Origin of the sequence: Paenibacillus harenae DSM 16969 (genome assembly GCF_000422465.1) — a bacterium.
Classification (GTDB): Bacteria; Bacillota; Bacilli; order Paenibacillales; family Paenibacillaceae; genus Pristimantibacillus; species Pristimantibacillus harenae.
The window spans coordinates 279033-297812 of sequence record NZ_KE383846.1 but is presented as its reverse complement, the minus strand read 5'-3'; the positions used below and the strand labels follow the sequence as shown (position 1 = coordinate 297812).

The 18780-nt window shown below is 50.8% G+C and carries 17 protein-coding genes; 10 read left to right on the top strand and 7 right to left on the bottom strand.

Annotation, left to right across the window (positions count from 1 at the left end):
• Positions 1–10 precede the first annotated feature (10 nt).
• The 3 genes from H581_RS0131805 to H581_RS0131795 all read left to right on the top strand — a co-directional run bounded on the left by H581_RS0131805 (position 11) and on the right by H581_RS0131795 (position 3410).
• A complete protein-coding gene (locus H581_RS0131805) occupies positions 11–1198 on the top strand; it encodes an NAD(P)/FAD-dependent oxidoreductase (RefSeq protein ID WP_029192774.1) in 1188 nt (395 codons plus the stop codon).
• Between the two features lie 57 nt (positions 1199–1255).
• Positions 1256–2119: an RNA polymerase sigma factor SigJ gene (gene sigJ, locus H581_RS0131800; RefSeq protein WP_029192773.1), complete on the top strand. Its 864-nt coding sequence runs from the start codon at positions 1256–1258 to the stop codon at positions 2117–2119.
• Positions 2120–2696: 577 nt separating this feature from the next.
• The gene (locus tag H581_RS0131795) at positions 2697–3410 is read left to right on the top strand and encodes a DUF421 domain-containing protein (RefSeq protein ID WP_029192772.1); all 714 of its coding nucleotides are present in this window, start codon (positions 2697–2699) and stop codon (positions 3408–3410) included.
• A 39-nt stretch (positions 3411–3449) separates the two neighbouring features.
• Here the strand turns inward: H581_RS0131795 and H581_RS0131790 are convergent, their stop codons facing one another.
• Genes H581_RS0131790 through H581_RS0131780 form a run of 3 tightly spaced genes read right to left on the bottom strand, consistent with a single transcriptional unit; the run spans position 3450 to position 7081 of the window.
• The gene (locus tag H581_RS0131790) at positions 3450–3926 is read right to left on the bottom strand and encodes a (2Fe-2S)-binding protein (RefSeq protein WP_029192771.1); all 477 of its coding nucleotides are present in this window, start codon (positions 3924–3926) and stop codon (positions 3450–3452) included.
• Positions 3913–4761, bottom strand: a complete 849-nt coding sequence (locus H581_RS0131785; protein WP_029192770.1) for an FAD binding domain-containing protein — start codon at positions 4759–4761, stop codon at positions 3913–3915. Before H581_RS0131785 ends, H581_RS0131790 begins: the two co-directional genes overlap by 14 nt.
• Positions 4748–7081, bottom strand: coding sequence for a xanthine dehydrogenase family protein molybdopterin-binding subunit (locus tag H581_RS0131780; protein ID WP_029192769.1), 2334 nt, complete (start codon positions 7079–7081; stop codon positions 4748–4750). The genes H581_RS0131785 and H581_RS0131780 overlap by 14 nt, the downstream gene beginning before the upstream one ends.
• A gap of 156 nt (positions 7082–7237) precedes the next feature.
• Here H581_RS0131780 and H581_RS36090 point away from each other — a divergent pair, with 156 nt between their 5' ends.
• The 6 genes from H581_RS36090 to H581_RS36085 all read left to right on the top strand — a co-directional run bounded on the left by H581_RS36090 (position 7238) and on the right by H581_RS36085 (position 12104).
• Positions 7238–8344 (top strand): XdhC family protein, encoded by a 1107-nt coding sequence (locus H581_RS36090; RefSeq protein WP_084134897.1) that lies wholly within the window; start codon positions 7238–7240, stop codon positions 8342–8344.
• The gene (locus tag H581_RS0131770) at positions 8307–8882 is read left to right on the top strand and encodes an NTP transferase domain-containing protein (protein WP_169507565.1); all 576 of its coding nucleotides are present in this window, start codon (positions 8307–8309) and stop codon (positions 8880–8882) included. The genes H581_RS36090 and H581_RS0131770 overlap by 38 nt, the downstream gene beginning before the upstream one ends.
• Positions 8882–9793, top strand: a complete 912-nt coding sequence (locus H581_RS0131765; protein WP_029192767.1) for a YIEGIA domain-containing protein — start codon at positions 8882–8884, stop codon at positions 9791–9793. The genes H581_RS0131770 and H581_RS0131765 overlap by 1 nt, the downstream gene beginning before the upstream one ends.
• Complete coding sequence (locus H581_RS0131760) at positions 9790–9981, top strand: capping complex subunit for YIEGIA (protein WP_029192766.1); 192 nt, start codon at positions 9790–9792, stop codon at positions 9979–9981. The genes H581_RS0131765 and H581_RS0131760 overlap by 4 nt, the downstream gene beginning before the upstream one ends.
• A gap of 255 nt (positions 9982–10236) precedes the next feature.
• Positions 10237–10602, top strand: coding sequence for an ArsR/SmtB family transcription factor (locus H581_RS0131755; protein ID WP_029192765.1), 366 nt, complete (start codon positions 10237–10239; stop codon positions 10600–10602).
• 347 nt (positions 10603–10949) lie between these two features.
• Complete coding sequence (locus tag H581_RS36085; RefSeq protein ID WP_084134896.1) at positions 10950–12104, top strand: cation diffusion facilitator family transporter; 1155 nt, start codon at positions 10950–10952, stop codon at positions 12102–12104.
• Between the two features lie 72 nt (positions 12105–12176).
• On the opposite strand, the gene H581_RS0131745 is transcribed toward H581_RS36085, so the two are convergent.
• From H581_RS0131745 to H581_RS0131735, 3 genes are all read right to left on the bottom strand, one after another.
• Positions 12177–13298, bottom strand: a complete 1122-nt coding sequence (locus H581_RS0131745; RefSeq protein ID WP_029192764.1) for an ABC transporter permease — start codon at positions 13296–13298, stop codon at positions 12177–12179.
• The gene (locus tag H581_RS0131740; RefSeq protein WP_029192763.1) at positions 13298–14227 is read right to left on the bottom strand and encodes an ABC transporter ATP-binding protein; all 930 of its coding nucleotides are present in this window, start codon (positions 14225–14227) and stop codon (positions 13298–13300) included. The genes H581_RS0131745 and H581_RS0131740 overlap by 1 nt, the downstream gene beginning before the upstream one ends.
• A 282-nt stretch (positions 14228–14509) precedes the next feature.
• Positions 14510–16564, bottom strand: coding sequence for a beta-galactosidase (locus H581_RS0131735; RefSeq protein WP_029192762.1), 2055 nt, complete (start codon positions 16562–16564; stop codon positions 14510–14512).
• Between the two features lie 164 nt (positions 16565–16728).
• Here H581_RS0131735 and H581_RS0131730 point away from each other — a divergent pair, with 164 nt between their 5' ends.
• Complete coding sequence (locus H581_RS0131730) at positions 16729–17565, top strand: AraC family transcriptional regulator (protein WP_051251515.1); 837 nt, start codon at positions 16729–16731, stop codon at positions 17563–17565.
• 14 nt (positions 17566–17579) lie between these two features.
• Here H581_RS0131730 and H581_RS0131725 read toward each other — a convergent pair whose 3' ends face one another.
• Complete coding sequence (locus tag H581_RS0131725; protein ID WP_029192760.1) at positions 17580–18449, bottom strand: VOC family protein; 870 nt, start codon at positions 18447–18449, stop codon at positions 17580–17582.
• Positions 18450–18780 lie beyond the last annotated feature (331 nt).

The window sequence follows — 18780 nt, the reverse complement described above, 5'->3', positions numbered from 1 at the left end:
CTGAGGGATGATGAACGACTTGACATGCATAATCATCGGAGGCGGCCATGCAGGGCTTGGGGCGCTCAAGGCTATAAAGGAAACGACCCGGGGCATGGCGAATGGACGGCGAATTCGGTTTGTTCTGATCGATAAGCAGTCCGGTCATGTGCGCAAAATACTGTTGTTCCGGCCGGCCGTAGGTGAGGAAGAGATTATGATTCCCTGGATGCATTGGTTTCCAGAAGGAGTCGAATTCGTGCAAGGTACGGTTACGTCCGTGGATAGTGGGGAAAAACGGATTCGTTATACGGATACGCAAGGAAATGATGCCCGAATTCGTTATGACCTTTTAGTTGTGGCGGTCGGCAGCATCGTTCGGCGACCGGATCCCGATCAGGGCGGCGTCGCCTTGACCGATCCGTATGCCGCGGCGGACATCCGGGAGCGCTGGCGCGCCAATCTGCGGAAAGCTGTTGCCGAGACGAATCCTGAAGAACGAAAGCGACTGATGACAATCGCGGTTGGGGGTGCGGGCATCAGCGGCATCGAGACATCCGCCGAACTGGCGCTCGCAATGCGGGAGGAAGCGACGGCGCTGGGACTGAATCCGTCCGATACCACCGTCTATTTGCTGAATGCGCAGGAGCGGCTGTTCCCGGAAGGGCCGGTGGTAGTTGGACGGAAGTTGGAACTGACGCTCAGCGGATGTGGAGTAACCGTGCTTCATAATCGTAAGGCGATCCGGGAGGAAGCAGGAGTGGTGACGCTCTCCAATGGCGATCGTCTGCCTGTTGGCCTGTGTATATGGACGATTGGTCTGATACCGAATCCGGCCCTTCGCGGTATGGGCTTGCCGCTTACTCCTGAAGGTCAAGTATTGGTGGATGAATGCTATCGCGTCCAAGGGGCGCCGGGCGTATACAGCATTGGCGACTGTGCGAGAATAGTCGATCCGAGAAACGGCATTGCGGATCAGATGACGTGCAAAGAAGGCGGGATACAGGCGGATCGACTGGGGAAAATCGTGATGGCCGATCTGGAGGGGCGCCCCGCCCCGGTTCATAAAAAAGTCCCCTTGGATTTCTACTGCATTGGTCTGGGTGAAAATCGCGGATTGGTGTGGGGACGCAAATGGGGACTTAATATGATTATAACGGGGAAGCCTGCGTGGAAATTCAGGAATATTGCATGGAAAGCGGGCAGTAAGCTACTATAGAAACAAAGAGACCAAGATTGCAGTATATCTGACAGCCCGGAGAAGGTGAGACGGCGAATGGAAGAACTGTACGATCAATACAGAGCGCTGCTGTTCACGCTGGCTTATCAGTTGACAGGCTCTGTGGAAGACGCGGAAGATGCGGTGCAGGACGTGTTTTTTAAATCGTTCGACGTACATCCCGAACGTTTGGAGAAACCGAAGGCGTATTTGTGCAAAATGGTAACCAATCGCTGCCTCAATCAGCAGAAATCGGCGCGGAAGAGGCGGATAGTGTACGTCGGTCCGTGGCTCCCCGAACCGATTCGGACGCCTGAGGCGGATACGCTCGAGACGACGGTTGTCCGCCGCGATCTGCTGTCTTACGGCATGCTCGTACTGCTCGAGCGGCTGACGCCGACAGAGCGGACGGTTTTCGTCCTGCGTGAGGCGCTGGGCTTCGATTATCCCGAAATTGCCGAACTGCTCGGCAAGCAAGAGGCAAATTGCCGTAAGCTGATGAGCCGGGCAAGAAGCAAGATGGGTATATCCGAGGAAGAGCCCGTAAGGGCCGATGCGGCCCAAATGGAATGGATAAGCCGCTTCCTCATATCCCTCGAGCAAGGTAATGTCGATCATTTGCTGTCTCTGCTGACCGAAGACGTCATGTTCGTCGCCGACGGAGGCGGCAAAGTACTCGCGTTCAAGCATCCGGTACAAACGCGCGATCAAGTGGCCCGAGTCCTGCTCGACGGGTTCCAGAGCATAGGCCGCTATTATCAGGGAAATTTTCACCTCGAGGTTGCCCCTCTGAACGGTGAGACCGGTATAGTAATCCGTTCGGGGGACGAAACTCTGGCCGCTATATTTATACATCTCCGACGCGGGAAGCTTGCCAGAATGTATGCCGTACGAAACCCGGATAAGCTTGCCCTGGTTTAGGTAGTCGACTGCAGAATGATAAGGGACCGGGAACTAAGATAAAAGCTTAGCCCTAAAAATTCCATCATACAGGAGGACGCTCTACTATGAAGTTTAAATCGCATGCGAGACAAAATCAACTCATCTAACGCAGGAAGCGTTTCGAGGGCATATAAAGGGGCTGTCTCAAGAGTCATAAATGACTGAGGGACGCCCCTATCTGTTTTATTTGCTGGAATGCCCAGGGCAGACCGCGCGAACGAAGCGATAGCGTAGAAGCACGGCATCAAAATTTGAGATGCTGTTTTTTATTTGATACAGGTAAATGTAAAGATATATTTTCCAAGGTGTACGACTGGCCTTTGCTCATGTGGATTTTTGTCATTTTGTTTTTAATGGCATTGGATTATGAGTTTAGTTTGTTTAGTTGTAGTTAAATTGGATATATTGTATAAAATACGACGAAAAGCGAGCTATGCCGAGAGAAGACTTGATGCATACGCGTTATCTTTTGGATAAGGATACTCGTTCGCGACCGGCTCCCATGATGATCAAAAAATAGCCGATAAATCCGGTATCAAACGAAGAGGTGAAGTAAGTGGAAATAATTAAAGACCTTTTACTGGTTGCGGGAAGAATTATTACAATTTTTCCTCTTATGTTAATGGTTGCTCTTTACATGGGGAAACGCTCTATCGGTGAATTGCCGGTATTCGATTTCCTTGTCATTATTGCATTAGGCGCTGTAGTCGGTGCTGATATAGCCGATCCGAAGATTCAACATCTTCATACTGCCGTTGCCATTATACTTATTGGTCTCTTGCAGCGTTGGGTATCTACGTTGGCGATTAAAATAAGAAAATTCGGAAAATGGATCACCTTTGAACCAACTGTGGTCGTTCATAACGGAAATATTTTAATCCTTAACCTTCAAAAAGTGCGCTACTCGATTGACAACATTCTTCAGATGCTGCGTGAAAAAGACATTTTTCATTTAGACGAGGTTGAACTCGCCGTATTGGAGGCTAACGGCAAATTATCCGTGTATAAAAAACCTCTGAAAACCGCTGTTACTGTAGAGGATTTGGGGCTGGTCAAAAAACGGATCGGACTTGCATACCCATTAATTCTTGAAGGTAAAGTCACCGAAGAAGTATTGTCCCACTTGAATAAAGACATGGTGTGGTTAGAATCACAATTGCATGCCAAAGGCTTGAACAAAGAGGATGTTATTTTTGCGTCAATCGATGAAAACTTTGAATTATTTGTTTCTCAACCCTATTCCGGTCATATTCCGCCTATTAAACATTAACGTTCAAACCATAATGAAATCTTGGGTGTATAAGGTGTATTATTGTTGTCTTAATACAGTTTGAGCGGTAGCCAAAGCCGATTTTACGGCTTCTTCGATTTCTTTATATCCTGTGCAGCGGCAGATGTTTGATTCAAGCCATTCTTTGATCAACATGTCGTTCGCATGAGGGTATTGTTTGATCAATGCATTGGCATTCATGATGAAGCCCGGTGTACAATACCCGCATTGAAATGCAAATTTATCTACGAATTCAGTTTGTAAAGACGAATATTTCAGACCTTCCACAGTCGTAATCTTGGCTTCTTGTACTTCAACGGCCAGCATCAAACAAGATTTCATGGGGTTTCCATCCACGTCAATCGTACAAGTGCCGCAGTCCCCGTTCAAACACCCTGGCTTTGCCCCGGTCAGTCCCAGCTTATCCCGAAGCACGTACAATAAGGTATCAGCGTTCCTGACGGTAACAGATCGGGTTTCCCCGTTAACCTCTAATGTTATTTCAGTTGTGTGCATATGTTTCTCCTTCCAGTGCTTGTAAAACATCAAGCAGCGTATTTTTTAATACAAATAAACGGTATTCCGGAGAACCTTCCACATCATTGGAGATCGGTTTAGGTAAATGTTGTATCGCCCGCTCGATTCTGTCATCCGGATTCAGCCGGGTATCGTTCAAGCATTCTTCAATCCGTTCGCTGCGAAAAGGAAAAAGACACACTCCGCTGAAAGATACACGGATTTTACCTTCTTTTTTAAGCGCCGTTACCGTAATCAAAGGATAACCGACATCCCATTGTCTACGTTTTTTAACGCTGTAATAAGGCAGTCCAAGATAGTCTGATTGCGTTATAAGCTGGGTAAGCAGTTCTCCGTCTTCCAAACACGGTCGCTCATCGAAAATCGAATTCAGCGGAATTCGCCTTCTCCCGCTTTTTCCCGCAATGACGACGTCAGTATCCGCTATCAAGAGAGGAAGCACGGCTTCCCGATAATAAATATTTCCGCACAGGTTTCCGCCCAAGGTAATCTTGTTTCGCGCTGTATGATCGGCTATCTCACTAATGGTTTGGCTGAGCAGCGGAAATAGGTTTGCCTCCTGCAGCTTGGTAAGAGGGAGAGCGGCTCCCATCACCAACTGATTTTGTTCTAATTGCAGGGTTTGGCATTCCGTAATGCCTTTGATGTCAATAACAGCTTCCGTATAAACTTCTTTCATTCTTCCGAGCGTTATTATTTCGGTTCCTCCGGCATAATAGACCGGCTGCTTTCCCTGCTCCCGCAAAGACTGATACAGCTCTACGGCTTCCTCCGCGGTCGATGCTTTAAAATAGGCAAAATCATACGGAATCATTTTGCACCCCCTGAGTCTTGATCTTCCATATCAACTCCGGAACAAGAGGCAGTTGATTCAGGTTTATTCCGGCGGCGTTCGACAAAACGTTTGCCAGCGCCGCCGGCATTCCGATTAAGCCGTGTTCTCCGATGCCGCGCGCGCCATGAGGCGCATCGATATGAGGAGTTTCCACGAATTCAACAATATATTCCGGATGCTCTCCATAATGAGGCGGGACATACGTACGCAATTGCGGATTGAGCACTTTGCCTTTTCTGTCAAAGATAAAAGCTTCACGCCCGGCAAATCCAATCCCCATGCTCATGGCGCCCATTACCTGGCCCAGCGCACCTTTATAATTCAATACTTTTCCGACATCGATAACGGAATAAGCCTTTAGAATTCGATAGGTAAAATCTCTTGTGTCGAACTCAATCTCTATTCCCTGAGCTCCTACCGTCCACTCCGGACCCGGTTTGCCGGAGCCGGTCTCACGATCCAGATGGGTCATATGCTTGAACATAAATTTTCCATTAGCCATAATCTGACCGCCGATCGCATTACCGTTAGGATACTTGTGACCGTATGCGATATCGGCGATCATGCAGCTTTTCGTCGGATCATCCTTTACAATCACTTTACCGTATCCGACCTCCAATTCATCGGGTGAACAAACCAATACTCGCGAAGCCATATCCTTCAACTGCCTGATGAGATCGTCCGCCGCTTGCTGAACCGCTCTTCCTGCCATGTAGGTGCCTCGGCTTGCAACAGTCTTCCAGTGCTCCGGCATCGTTTGCGTATCCACTTCCATACGGACATGGATTTGGCTCACATCCATTTTCATTTTTTCCGCAAGGATTTGCGCAAGAACAGTTTTCGTACCTGTTCCGATTTCGACTAAACCTGACAGCAAGTTCAAACTTCCGTCCGGGTTATATGTCAAAATAACGCCGGAGCTGGCGTTCGTATCGATCGTAGAAGTTTTCCATATACAGCTGATGCCTTTGGCGCGAACCTTTCGGTCATTGATTTTAATGAATCTTCCTTCGTCCCACTTCATTAACTCTTTCAGCTTTCTCAGGCATTCGGGCAAATTCCCTACATTGCTGGAATTCAGGTCAACTTCCGTAGGAGTAGTGTGGCCAGGAAGAATGGCGTTTTTCTCCCTGAGTTCAAACGGATCCATTCCCAGCTTTTCTGCAAGCACGTCCATTGTGCGTTCAAACGCAAATAAAACTTCTGAATGGCTGAACCCCCTATAAGCGGTAGCATAAGGATGATTTGTATATACACAGAGCGAATCGCACCAAATGTTTTCAATAAAATAAGGTCCGGTACAAGACACGGCAGCAGCCCGGCTTATCGTTGCCCCCTTATCCGAATAGGCCCCGGAGTCGAACGTATAAAACAGCTTCGCTGCTTTTAATTTGCCGTCTCTTGTGCTTCCGAGCTTTACAGTCGCCTCAAGGCCAATATGTACTGGAGATGTAATCATGTCTTCTTCCCGCTCATTAAATACCTTAACGGGTCTTCCGCCTACCGCTTTTGAAGCCAAATATGCAATGATCTCCAACTGGGTAGGCACTTTTCCTCCATAAGCACCGCCGACTAAAGGGGTGGTCACAATAATCTTTCCGGCTTCAAGATCAAAATATTCGCTCATCAGTTTTTTGATCATATACGGCGATTGAGAAGAGGAGGAAATGAGAATATGCCCGTCCGGACGAATTTCGGCGGTTGCGCACCGCGTTTCCATGGCGGCATGATCGGAAGGACCGAACGAGAAATTGGTTTCCACGGTCACTTCACTTTCCTGCCAGCCAATCTCCATATTGCCTTTGCGAATTTTGATCCGGTCTGCAATATTGGTGTTTGGTTCCGGAAAAACATGCTGGATCTTTTCATACTGCCCCAAATTCTCGTGAACGAGCGGAGCGCTTGTGCTCAGGGCTTCGGATGGAGAATTGACCACAGGTAAAGACTCGTAAGTTACCTTTACCAGCTCTGCAGCCTTCTTTGCCAATTGAAGAGTGTCCGCTATTACCGCCGCAACAGGTTCGCCATGATAACGAACCTTTCCGAATGCAATAGGCGGACGGTCGTGAATTTCTTCGCCGGTGAGCGGGAATTCCGCTTGTCCCGTAACAACGGCACGTACGCCGGGGGCTTTCTGTGCTTCCAAGATGTCGATCGATTTGATCTTGGCGTGGGCATGCGGACTAACGATCAGCTTTGCATGCAGCATAGCCGGGGAATGGTAGTCATCCGTATATTTTGCTGTGCCGGTAACCTTCTCAAGGGCTTCTTTTCTGAAAATGCTATCTCCAATCGTCATCTATGGATTCCTCATATTCATTATTTAATAGGTACATCCCAAATCGTATTATATCCATTTAACTATAAGACTACTCGATACCAAACCTGCTCCCGGTTTAGTTGGCACCTGATTGGTTATATTGTATAACAATTCGATTTTCAGGCGAGGTGTGCCATGGGAGATTTATATGATGTATTGGACGCTCTGTCAGATACGAACGGACAGAAGCTGTTAGCTACGATTATCCGGGTTGAGGGTTCGGCTTACCGTAAAGAGGGAACGATGATGCTCTTAACGGAGGACCATAAGCGGGTTGGGCTCTTAAGCGGCGGATGTCTGGATGACGATCTTGCGGAAAGAGCCCCGCTGGTATGGGAAGAAGGTGTTTCTCGAACCGTGGTTTATGATTTAAGCGCTGAGGACGATTTGTCATGGGGACAAGGACACGGCTGCAACGGTATCCTGCATGTTCTAATGGAGCCGTTGGACGGCGAGCAGACGGAACATTTACATAATTTGCGGCGCCAACTGAACGATGGAATATCCTTGCTTCATATCAAAAGGCTGTCAGAGGAGTGGACGGTTACCGATTATTTATTTTATTCAGAAAACAACCAGTGGTTTGGCAAATGGTCCGGCGCGATACCGCAGCATTTGGACCGGCTATTTGCCAACCGAAAGGCCGGATTGAAAGGATTGAAAGAGAGTTGTCAACCAACGGAACGGTTCTTTATCCAGTTCTTTGAGCCTAAACCGCGTCTGATTATTTTTGGCGCGGGTCCGGATGCAAAGCCGCTTGTCAGTTTTGCCGCCAGAGCCGGATTCCATGTTGTCGTTACTGATTGGCGCCCGGCACTTTGCAATCATATCCATTTCCCTGAAGCTAATGAACGGGTGATCGGATTACCGGATACGATTGCAGCCGATTTTCCATTCTCAAGGCGCGATTCCGTGATCGTAATGACCCACCATTTTCAAAAAGATCAACAAATTATTCATGCCTTGATATCTAAAAAGCTGCAGTATTTTGGGATCTTGGGTTCGAGGGAACGTACCGCAAGGTTGCTAGGGGGGGCGATTCCGAGTTGGCTTCATTCACCCGTTGGCCTTCCCATTGGAGCCGAGGGTCCGGAAGAGATAGCGATAAGCATACTTGGGGATGTCATAAAAGCCGATCGTCTAAGGAGGGGAGAGGATAAGAATGATCTGGGGAATATATCTGGCGGCCGGCCGGAGCAGGAGAATGGGCAGATCCAAATTGTGTCTGCCTGTCGGAGCTAGACCGCTTGGCAGCATTGCTCTGGAAGCGGCGGCGGCATCCTTGTTGAATGGTGTAGCCGTTGTAACCCAAGCGGAGGATTCCTTGGATTGGATCCCTTCTTTTATGTTCGAGAACCCTCACCGCCGGAAATGGATCCATGTTCCTTGCGAAACAGCTCGTCTCGGCATGGCAGAATCGTTAAAATGCGGATTAATGAGAGTTCAAGGTTTGCAGGCGCATGCCGTTCTGGTCATACTGGCGGATCAGCCGTTTGTTAATGCAGTGATGATAGATCACATGGTAAGTCAATATAACAATGAGAACAAAGCTTTCATTGCCGCTCGTTATGAGGGTATCCCCCGTCCCCCCGTATTGTTTGACTCTTGTATGTTCCCGGACCTCTTACAGCTGCAAGGCGATGAAGGAGCACGGCGAATGATACAGAACGTTGGTAAGGAGAAAAGCATGATGATCGATTGGCATGACGCAAAATGTTTTATCGACATCGACACACAGAACGATTATGAATCCTTACTATATGAAAAGGAGACAGATTGATGGATAGCAGCGATATCATTTCCATGCCGTATCTCGTGATGATCGTTACGGCAACTATTATAGGGACGCTGGCACGAGCCCTGACTATAAAGCAGGATTACAGACAATACCCGAGTCATCCGAACGGATATTTGATTCATTTTGTAACGGGAGCCTTGGCAGCCGCTTTGGGCGCCTTTATCATACCTACCCTAATGACCGAAAACTTTGTCGCTGTTACTTTCCTGTCTCTTGCGATTCAACAATTTCGTGAAGTGAGGAAGACCGAAAGGGATAGTCTGCGGGACTTGGAAGAAACCGAGTATACGATTCGCGGTGACTCTTACATTGACGGTATCGCCAAAACGTTCGAAGCAAGGAATTATTTTGCTCTGCTTGTCGCCTTTGCAACGAGTGTGACCATGCAGCTCCTGAATTTGTCTGATTGGATCGAAATTGTCGCCGGTACGCTGATTGGCCTGTTAGTATTCGTCCTCCTACGGCGATTTACGAAAGGCAAGCAAGTCAAGGACATCGCTACCATAACGCAGGGGGAAATCGAAATCAAAGGTTCCGAACTTTACGTGGACGGGCTGTTTGTTACCAATGCTGCAGGTGAAGAGGAGGCAAAGAAGTTTTTCTCGGAGGAAGGTATTGCTGCCGTAATTCATCCTCGCGAGCCTCATCTCCGTATTGTTTTGGAGCATTTCGGCCAACGCCAGGCGGTATTATTTGAAGCTACCCGGGCGATAGGAAAAAAACGATACTGTTTTCAAAATTTGATGGATGGACGAGTTATCATTGTACTAGTCCCCATCGTGCATAACTTCGATCTGTTGAAAGAGACCATATTGAATACTCCCTTGCTTGAAAGCGTAAAGAAAACGCACCGATTATTGAATGCGAGCGTAGTGGGAGGAAAGAATAAATGAGTAAAGAAATTCAAGGTATTTTGGCTTTTGTGACGACCGATAAAAACCGCTATTTGGGTGGTCAGCCGCTGACGTTGCTGGCAAAGGATGAAGAGGAATTGCTGGCTCTTGCGACAACTGTAGCCAAAGCCTTCAAGGCTGATATTGTACAGTTTCCGACAGGGGATTGTATGGTAATTAAAAAATAGTTTTGAACGTATTTTGTTATTTTAAAACGTTCTTGCCGAAGTTATCCGATCGACTAGCCGCAACGATGGCCAGTTCACTCCTGACGTGCTTGCAGGTTTGTTCGGACGATTTTTGATTGTGTTCTACCTCGAGTGGCTCTTTCTTGATTGTCGGGATGCATGCGCTCAAGCTCCGCAAACAAGGCGGGATATAAGCAGCGCCAGGCGAAGCATGATATAATAAGCATCAAGACTGACAGGGTTGGTGGGATGAGCATGGATAATCAAGGGACAGCCGCTTGCGATGATACATGCGCGGGCTCGGATACGAACATAGAGAGTGTGCGCAGCAAGCTGATTAATGAGACGACCGCCGTTCAGCTTGCTGATCTGTTCAAGGCGCTGGGCGACCCGACGCGGGTGAAAATCATTCATGCGCTCGTGCAGTCGGAGCTCTGCGTTCACGACTTGACGCAAGTGCTCCATATGGGCCAATCGGCCGTGTCCCATCAGCTGCGGCTGCTGCGGAATATGCGCATCGTGAAGCGCAGAAAGGTTGGCAAGACGGTATTCTATTCGCTTGACGACGATCATGTGGAGCAGATGATTATGCTGACGCTGCAGCATTTGAAGCATGGATAAGAGTAATTCAAAGAAGAAACTACGATGAATGCACTTCGTCCTGACAGGGCTGGGCATTTTGCGTGGTTTTTTTGAATTTTACGGTTCAGAGTGTTCTGCTTAAACGCAGTCCTGTTTGACATGCGTATCATTGTGCCGAGTATTGTGTTTTTGAATAGGATGTTGGTTGTAAGCATGAGTTGCTGGAGCGCGGGGAAGCATGGATAAGGATGGAATCCATTGAGCGAGCCTATTGCAACCATACATGATTTTTCATATAATACATATGAACACATGTTCATATGTTATATCTTATTAACGTTCAGAGTGCGGCATAGGATTTCGGATTGAAAACGGGGGAAAATGGGATGAGTAAGTCAGGTCAAGAGCATTATGCGGGAAAACAGGTCGAGCATCAGCATGAGCACGGAAAGGCTTGCGACCATAAGCATGACGAGAAGCAAAGCCATGGCGACGAATGTAACCATGAGCATGGAAAGCAAGGTCATGGCGCTGAGTGCAGCCACGATCGCAACGAGAATAGTCACGGCAGCGGCGGACAAGACCGCGGCGCAAGCCCGGGCGGTCATTCGCACAGCCATCGTCATGGCCATCACGGACATCACCACCATGGCCATCACGGCCATTCGCACGGGCCGAACAATAAAGCCGGCCTGCTCATCGCCCTTTTTATCACCGGGGGCATTATGCTTCTGGAGTTTGTCGGCGGCTTGATTACCAACTCCTTGGCGCTGCTGTCGGACTCCGGACATATGCTTAGCGATACGGCCGCGCTGGCGCTAAGCTTGACTGCGATGTGGATTGCCGCAAGGCCGGCGTCGTCCAAACGGACATACGGCTTTCATCGTTTCGAAATATTGGCGGCATTATTGAATGGGGTCACGTTATTCGTAATTGCGGCATTCATCATTGCCGAAGCTGTCGAGAGGTTCACGGAGCCGCCGACCGTAGCCAGCGGAGCAATGATGGTCATCGCGGTTATCGGCCTGCTGGCCAATCTGGCAAGCGCGTGGTTTCTCATGCGGAAGGCCGATGTGAAGGATAATTTGAATGTGCGCAGCGCTTACCTGCACGTCATCGGCGATGCGATCGGCTCAGTCGGCGCGATTATTGCCGGAATACTAATGTCCTTATTCTCCTGGTATATCGCCGATCCGATTATTAGTGTCGTCGTTGCGCTTCTTATTTTGAAAAGTGCTTGGGGCATCGTTACCTCTACCGTCCATATCCTGATGGAAGGAACACCGGCGAACGTGGACGCGGGGCAGGTGACAGCGGCGCTGCAGCGCATCTCCGGCGTGAAGGAGGTTCATGATCTTCATATCTGGACGATTACGTCGGGACTCGATTCCTTAAGCTGCCATCTCCTTGTCGAGGATCACGCCGATTGCCAAGCGGTGCTGCAGGAGGCGATCAAGCAAATCGCGGCGCAGTTCCATATCGAGCATGCGACCATTCAAATTGAGAAGTCCAGCCTCCGGCATGCGGCGCTCAAAATATAATTCCCCACCCGAGCAAAAAAGAAGCAGGCCAGATGCCTTTCGCATCTGGCTCTGCTTCTTTTCGTAAGCTGTCTACCTTGTAGCAGAGATTGATTTCGTTTTGTAGACCTGCGAACCGATCAGGAAGGAAACGACTCCCCACAGGATCATGATGCCGATTCCGATCCAGAAGGCGCTGGACGCGATGCCGGAAGCGTAGATGAGGCCGTCGCGCATGCCGTCAACGAAATAAGTAAGCGGCAGAACCTGCGTAACCGGCTGCAGCCATTCCGGCAGCGTCTCGAGCGGGAAGAAGACGCCGCTGAGGAACATCATCAGCATGCTCGCGATGTTGGCCATTCCCATGTATGCCTCGATCGTTTTGCTGAAGGACGAGAAGAGGTAGCCCATTGCGTTGAAAACGAGTCCCCCGGCTATAAGGGCAATGGCCAGGCTGAACACATTAATGTGCAGACTCGCGCCAAAGCCGAACACCCCGATCAGCGATAAAATAACGATTTGAATGATGCCGAGCATAAGCCGGACGAGCATGCCGGCCATGCCGTAGAGGTTCATATTGGCGGGTGTCATGCGCAGGCGGGTCATCAAGCCGCGGCGGCGCATATCGACCAGCTCGACCATGCCGAACAATCCGCCCTGCGCTACCGATAGGCCAATCATCCCCGTGAGCAGAAAATCCGCATAGCTCAGGTCGTCGGCGCCGGACGACACGGATTCCGTCGTCATACGGAAGGTTTCCGTCGCGCCGGCGACAGCCAGGTTAGCCTGCTGAACCAGCTTATCCAAAACGCCGGCGACCGCCTGCGTCGTAACGCCCTGCTCATCCTCCTTGTTCACGATAAGCTGAACCGTTGCCGCGCTCTCCGATTCCGGGAGTATAATGAGCGCGTTAATGTCCTGCTTCTCCACCCACTCCGTACCAATCTCCTTGCTGACTGGCGCGTCATCTTCAAATTCGAGCACCGGTATTTGCCGCAGCTGCTCGAGCAGCATGCCCGACGTCGCGTTCGGCTGCGGGTCGACTACGGCGATTTTCGCTTTAAAGCTGTCGCTTGAGCCGCCGCCGAAAATAATCATAAAGATGACCATTAAGATAATGGGAAAAAAGATGTTCCAAAACCATACCTGTTTCTCGCGAAACATCATTTTGATCTGAGCGGTGAACATTTTGGCAAATTGTTTGCTGTTATTCATTAGTCCCTCCATTCTTTGCCGGTGAAGGCAATGAACACGTCTTCCAGACTCATTTCATGGATCGAGATTTGCTCGACCCGGAATCCGCGGTCCTTGGTAAAGCCGAACAGCTCATACAACGTCTCCTCAGGCTGCGTCGTCCATAGCTGGAGCGAGTCGCCTTCGCGGTTCGTTCGTACGACGGAGCTTTGAAGGAGAGCGATCTTCTCGGTCTCTATCGCAGCCGCTTCGCCGTCCATCAGAGTGAGCCTGACCTCCCGTTCCTTCGTCAGGCGTTCGATAAGTGCGGCAGGGGTGTCCAGCGTGACGATCTTCCCTTGATCGACGATGCAGACGCGGTCGCTCAGCTTCTCGGCTTCTTCCATGTAATGCGTCGTGAGAATAGTTGTCTTGCCGAGCTCCTTCAGCTTCAGGATGATATCCCAAATGTTGCGCCTTGCCTGAGGATCGAGCCCGGTCGTCGGTTCATCGAGGAAGATCAGCGCGGGATCGTTAATCATGGCAAGCCCGATCGCCAGACGCTGCTTCTGTCCGCCGGACAGCTTCTTGACATGCTTATTGCGCTGGTCGGTTAAGCTGATCATATCGAGCACTTCTGCGGTTGGCCGCGATTTTGGATAAAAGCTGGCGAACAGATCGAGATTTTCTTCCACCGTCAGCAGGTCGAAAAGCGCGCTCGATTGCGGCTGAACGCCAATCGTCACCTTAATCTGCTCGCTATTCCTCGCCCAGTTCAAAGGCCCGAACTCGATTTGGCCGGCATCCGGCGTTACGAGTCCTTCAATCATTTCAAGCGTTGTTGTTTTCCCGGCGCCGTTCGGGCCGATGATCGTGAATACTTCCCCGGCCTCTACCGAGAAGCTGATGTCCGCTACAGCCGTAACCTGGCCGTAAGCTTTTTTTAAATTCCGGACTTCCAATACAGGCATTAAGGGCACCTCCTAAATAGAATCGATTTATCGCGCCGTCGATTGTTTTTTCGCTACAGCTATTGTAAAACAAATCCATTTTAAGAGGATACAGCCTTCAGCATGCTTTAGACTCGGTCTGGAGGAGGAGCGGCGACGGCTGGGGATTGGATTGATTGATTATATTTGTTTTATCCTGCTAGCCTAATCGATACCGTAACATAGAGATCAAGTACGGGGAAAAAAAAGACCTCATCCCGCGAAGCGATGCCGAAGCATCCTCCGCTGAATGAGGTCTGTGTATTAGCTGAGCACGACCACGCCGAAGCCTTCAAGCGTAACCGCTCCGCTGAGCTTGCGCCCTGTGAGCAGATCCGTCTTCTCTTCGCGAAGCGTAATCTCCGCCGGCTGCTCGCTGAAATTGAGCAGGAAGCAGAAGGAGGCCGCATCGTCCTGACGAATCGCCAGCTCGACCTGCTCGGGCAGCGTCAGCCAATCGGCTGTCGGCGACATCAGGCCAAGCCGTTCGATAATCCGGCCGGCCGAAACCTCATTGAACACGGCGCCGAAGTACCAAGCTTCGCCTTCGCCGAACTTATTCCTGGTTACGGCAGGCTTGCCTGCATAATAGTCGGAGGCATAGCGGGCCACGACTTCAACGGAATCGCTCTCCGGCAGCAGCACGTCGTTGAAGGAATCGGCAGGAGTCGTAACGGCATCATCTCCGTCCCACTCCATAAAGGTCGCTTCCCTCGTACCCTTAACCATCGTGAACTCTTCGACGGAAATACCGCTAAGACCGGCCGCCGCGCCCGGGAATGGACGCATATAGCAATGTCCGCGTTCATCCTTGTAGCCCGTCCTGCAGCCGAAAATAACGATGCCGCCTTCCCTCGTATACTGCTCCAGAAGCGCAGCCGTCTCGTCGCGCATAATGGCCGGATGCGGATAGACGAGCACCTTGTAGCGCTTCAAATCCTCGATTGTCGTACTTTTGCGCACATACAGCGTATCGCTCGGAATATGGCGGCGGGTCAGCGCCTTGAACCAGGCTTTGCCGCTTTGCCAGGAGAACGGGCCGTGCCACACATCGTATTCGCCGTCCCATTCATTGTCATAATCGCGAAGCAGCGCGATATCAGCCGTATACCGGGTCGATGCGATGCGGTTTCCGGCACTGGCAAGCTCAGCGCCGATCTGTCCCGCTTCGCGGACTCTGCGGTTCGGACGGTTATGATAATCGTTAATGCCGTGCCAGTAGATTTCATTGCCGAAGGCGGCCGTCCGCCAGCGGAAGTAGAGCACCATGTTCGCGCCGTGCGCGATGGATTGGTAAGTCCACAGCCGCATTTGGCCCGGCTTAGGCGACGGCATATCCATCCGGTTCACCCAGCCGCCCGGTCCGGCCTGCTGTTCCATAATGCAGAAGTTCGGCGAGATCGAGCGAACCGCACCCAGGGTCTGGCTCCAGCTCCGATCCGCAAGCGGATTCTCCTCGTTCCGGTCGTAATAAATCGATGAGAACTGCGGATACGAGTCGTAGCTGAAAAAGTCGAGCAAATCGTCGTTCATCCGGTGGCTGTCCAAGTGGCCGAAGAGGCCGTTTGTCGTTATCCAGTGATGAGGCGCAACTTCCCGCAAAATAGCCGCCTGCTCTCCGGCATAAGAGATCGTATTGTCGGAAATAAAGCGTTTCTCATCAAGCGCCTGATGAGGATTCGGCTGCTTATGCGCCGGCGTAGGGCGAGGAAGAAATACCTGCTCCCAGCCGGTATAGGTCTGGCTCCAGAACACGGTTCCCCATGCATCGTTCAGCTTGTCCAGCGTGCCGTATTTCGATCTGCACCATTCCCGGAAGGCGTCATGATCGGCAGGGGAATAGAATTCGCTGATTTCACAGTTGAATTCATTGTCGATCTGCCAGCCGATTACGGCGGGGTGGTTCTTATAATGCTCGGCCATACGGCGTACAATGACGGCGGACAGCTCGCGGTATTTCGGACTGCTGTAATTATAATGGCGGCGGAGACCGTGATGAAGCGTAACTCCATCCTGCGTTACGTTCAGCACCTCAGGATAACGATGAGTGAGCCAAGCGGGAGGGGTGGCGGTCGGCGTGCCGATAATGACTTTCAGACCGTGCTTGTGGGCGAGGTCCAGCGCGCGATCGAAAAGACCGAATTGGAACGACCCTTCCTCCGGCTCGAATATCGACCAGGCAAATTCAGCGACGCGGACAACCGAGAAGCCGAGCTCGCGCATCCGCCGGAAGTCGTCCTCCCACAGCTCCTCGGGCCAATGCTCGGGGTAATAACAGACGCCAAGGCGAAACTCGTTAAGCGATTCGGTATGCTTCATGGTATGCTCCTCCTAGACAAGTTTATGGTTCTAATATAAGAATATATTGCGAATGAAATCAGTTATTATTTATTGTAAAATCTATATATACCGCAGTAAATAATAATATCCTGCTATTCGTAATACAAAATTGCGGAGTTGGACGAGGAGGGGGAACTGGAGCGATGAGGCAGCACTATGTCGTGCCGTATCCGTCATTTACCCATTATATTTGTTATCCTGATTTAGCCGGCCGTTACAAGGACTTTCCTCAGCATGCGGAGCGGAGGGAACGGGGACAGCTGAAGCATTACAATCTTCATCTTATTTTTGCCGGGAGCGGTTACGTCGTGGATGAAAGCAGCGGGAAGCGATTGCAGCTGCAGGCAGGGGACGGCTTTCTGTTTCCGAAGCTGGCAAAGCAGGAGTATGGTTCAAACGTTCATGATCCGTGGGATGTGCGGTGGATTCATTTTGACGCGGAAATGGCTCTGCCGATGCTTCGGGAAGCCGAGGATTTCGGCGGCTTGCCGTTCACGTTCTCCAAGCGGGAAAGGTTCAAGGAGCTGACGGAGGAAATGTATGCGCTCTGCAGTCCGTTCGAGACAAGAAACGAGCCGCGGCTGTCGGCGCTTCTCTATGAAATATTAGTGGAGTTGGCTCAGCATTCGGAGCGGCTGGAAGGGGCGACCGCGCTGGAGAAAAGCAACACGATCCGCATGGCTGCCGATCACATTCGTCATCGGTGCGAGGAAGCATGGAGCCTGGAACGAATGGCGGAGCTTGCAGGCTACAGTCCTTATCATTTTCTGAGGCTGTTCCGGCAGGTCATGGGCAAGACGCCGAATCATTATGTGACGGAATGCCGCATCGTGGCAGCCAAGCAGCTGCTGTCGACAACGGCATTATCCGTGACGGAGATTGCAGCCCGCTGCGGCTTCGCCCAAGCGAGTTATTTTATACGCGTTTTTCGTGCAGCGGAAGGCGTATCTCCGAAAACATACCGTATGATCTATGGCTAAGAAGCTAGCTCCGATTAATGATTAAGAACAAGACGAATGGCAATGCCGGAAGGGTCGTGCACGATATATGCGCCATCCTGCTCCGCGACGCCGGCTACCTCGTTGCATAGGTGCGAGAGCAGAGCCTCGCGGGCAGCAGCGCTTGGGAATGCAATCGTGAAGTAGTCAAGCCCTGTCGTAAGGGAAGGCGGAAGAGTCGCGCCGGCTCCCGCCCAAATATTCATCCCGATATGATGATGGTAGCCGCCTGCCGAGACGAATACGGCTGACATTTGGGCGTAGTCGCCTACGACGTCGAAGCCGAGCTTATTCTCATAGAAGTCCCTCGATTCCCGTAAACTGCCGACATGCAAATGGATATGGCCTATAACCGTTTCCGGCGGCAAGCCGTTCCATTCCGCATCTCCGCTTTCCGCTATCAGGCTGTCCCATGCAATGGGATCGCTGGCCATCACATAATTGCCGCCGGCATCTCTCTTCCACAGTTCCCGCGGACGGTCCGCGTAAATCTCGATGCCGTTATTGTCCGGATCGGATATGTATAACGCTTCGCTGACCAGATGATCGGCTTGACCGATATAGATGCCGCTTTGCAGCAAATTGCGCAGCGACAACGACAGCGAGCGGCGATCCGGCACAAGAAGCGCGAAATGGTACAGTCCCGCGTAGGACCGGCGCTGCGGCACGGCCGCATTCGGTATTTCCTCCAGTACGAGCAGCGCGTGCTGCCCGTCGGCGGTAAAGGAAGCCGTGCGGTTATCCGCATCATGCGCCAGTACCCGCAGCCCGACAACCTCCTCGTAAAAACGGATCGACTTGTCCAGCCGGCTAACCTTCAGCTTCACCTCGCCAAGCGATATATTCGAATCCAGAAATGCCGCCATCGTATTCACTCCCTATTTGAATTTGCACGCAGGCTGCCCTGTCCTATAACCGTTAGGAATAGTCGCCAGGCTTCCTGATCTCAGGGTCAGTCACCAGGCTTCCTGATCTCAAGATCAGTTACCGGACTTCATGAATCTCAGGGTCAGTAGCAGGGCTTCCTAATTTCAAGATCAACCGCCCGACCCTATCCTGTAATTTCTCCAGTAACTTTGTTCATATTCCCCAATTTGGCAAGCTATCCTGTATTTTCTACATCGAAGAAATAGCGCAGCCGCCTAAATGAGGCGCTTGAGACCAAATCACTGTTTATAATCCAGTATAGCCCGAGGT

Coding starts and splice junctions, on each gene's coding strand:
- H581_RS36085 (WP_084134896.1), top strand. CDS start 10,950: ATGAGTAAGTCAGGTCAAGAGCATTATGCGGGAAAACAGGTCGAGCAT.
- H581_RS0131755 (WP_029192765.1), top strand. CDS start 10,237: ATGGATAATCAAGGGACAGCCGCTTGCGATGATACATGCGCGGGCTCG.
- sigJ (WP_029192773.1), top strand. CDS start 1,256: ATGGAAGAACTGTACGATCAATACAGAGCGCTGCTGTTCACGCTGGCT.
- H581_RS0131745 (WP_029192764.1), bottom strand. CDS start 13,298: ATGAATAACAGCAAACAATTTGCCAAAATGTTCACCGCTCAGATCAAA.
- H581_RS0131760 (WP_029192766.1), top strand. CDS start 9,790: ATGAGTAAAGAAATTCAAGGTATTTTGGCTTTTGTGACGACCGATAAA.
- H581_RS36090 (WP_084134897.1), top strand. CDS start 7,238: ATGGGAGATTTATATGATGTATTGGACGCTCTGTCAGATACGAACGGA.
- H581_RS0131780 (WP_029192769.1), bottom strand. CDS start 7,081: ATGACGATTGGAGATAGCATTTTCAGAAAAGAAGCCCTTGAGAAGGTT.
- H581_RS0131740 (WP_029192763.1), bottom strand. CDS start 14,227: ATGCCTGTATTGGAAGTCCGGAATTTAAAAAAAGCTTACGGCCAGGTT.
- H581_RS0131725 (WP_029192760.1), bottom strand. CDS start 18,449: ATGGCGGCATTTCTGGATTCGAATATATCGCTTGGCGAGGTGAAGCTG.
- H581_RS0131785 (WP_029192770.1), bottom strand. CDS start 4,761: ATGATTCCGTATGATTTTGCCTATTTTAAAGCATCGACCGCGGAGGAA.
- H581_RS0131770 (WP_169507565.1), top strand. CDS start 8,307: ATGGGCAGATCCAAATTGTGTCTGCCTGTCGGAGCTAGACCGCTTGGC.
- H581_RS0131790 (WP_029192771.1), bottom strand. CDS start 3,926: ATGCACACAACTGAAATAACATTAGAGGTTAACGGGGAAACCCGATCT.
- H581_RS0131805 (WP_029192774.1), top strand. CDS start 11: ATGAACGACTTGACATGCATAATCATCGGAGGCGGCCATGCAGGGCTT.
- H581_RS0131735 (WP_029192762.1), bottom strand. CDS start 16,564: ATGAAGCATACCGAATCGCTTAACGAGTTTCGCCTTGGCGTCTGTTAT.
- H581_RS0131765 (WP_029192767.1), top strand. CDS start 8,882: ATGGATAGCAGCGATATCATTTCCATGCCGTATCTCGTGATGATCGTT.
- H581_RS0131730 (WP_051251515.1), top strand. CDS start 16,729: ATGAGGCAGCACTATGTCGTGCCGTATCCGTCATTTACCCATTATATT.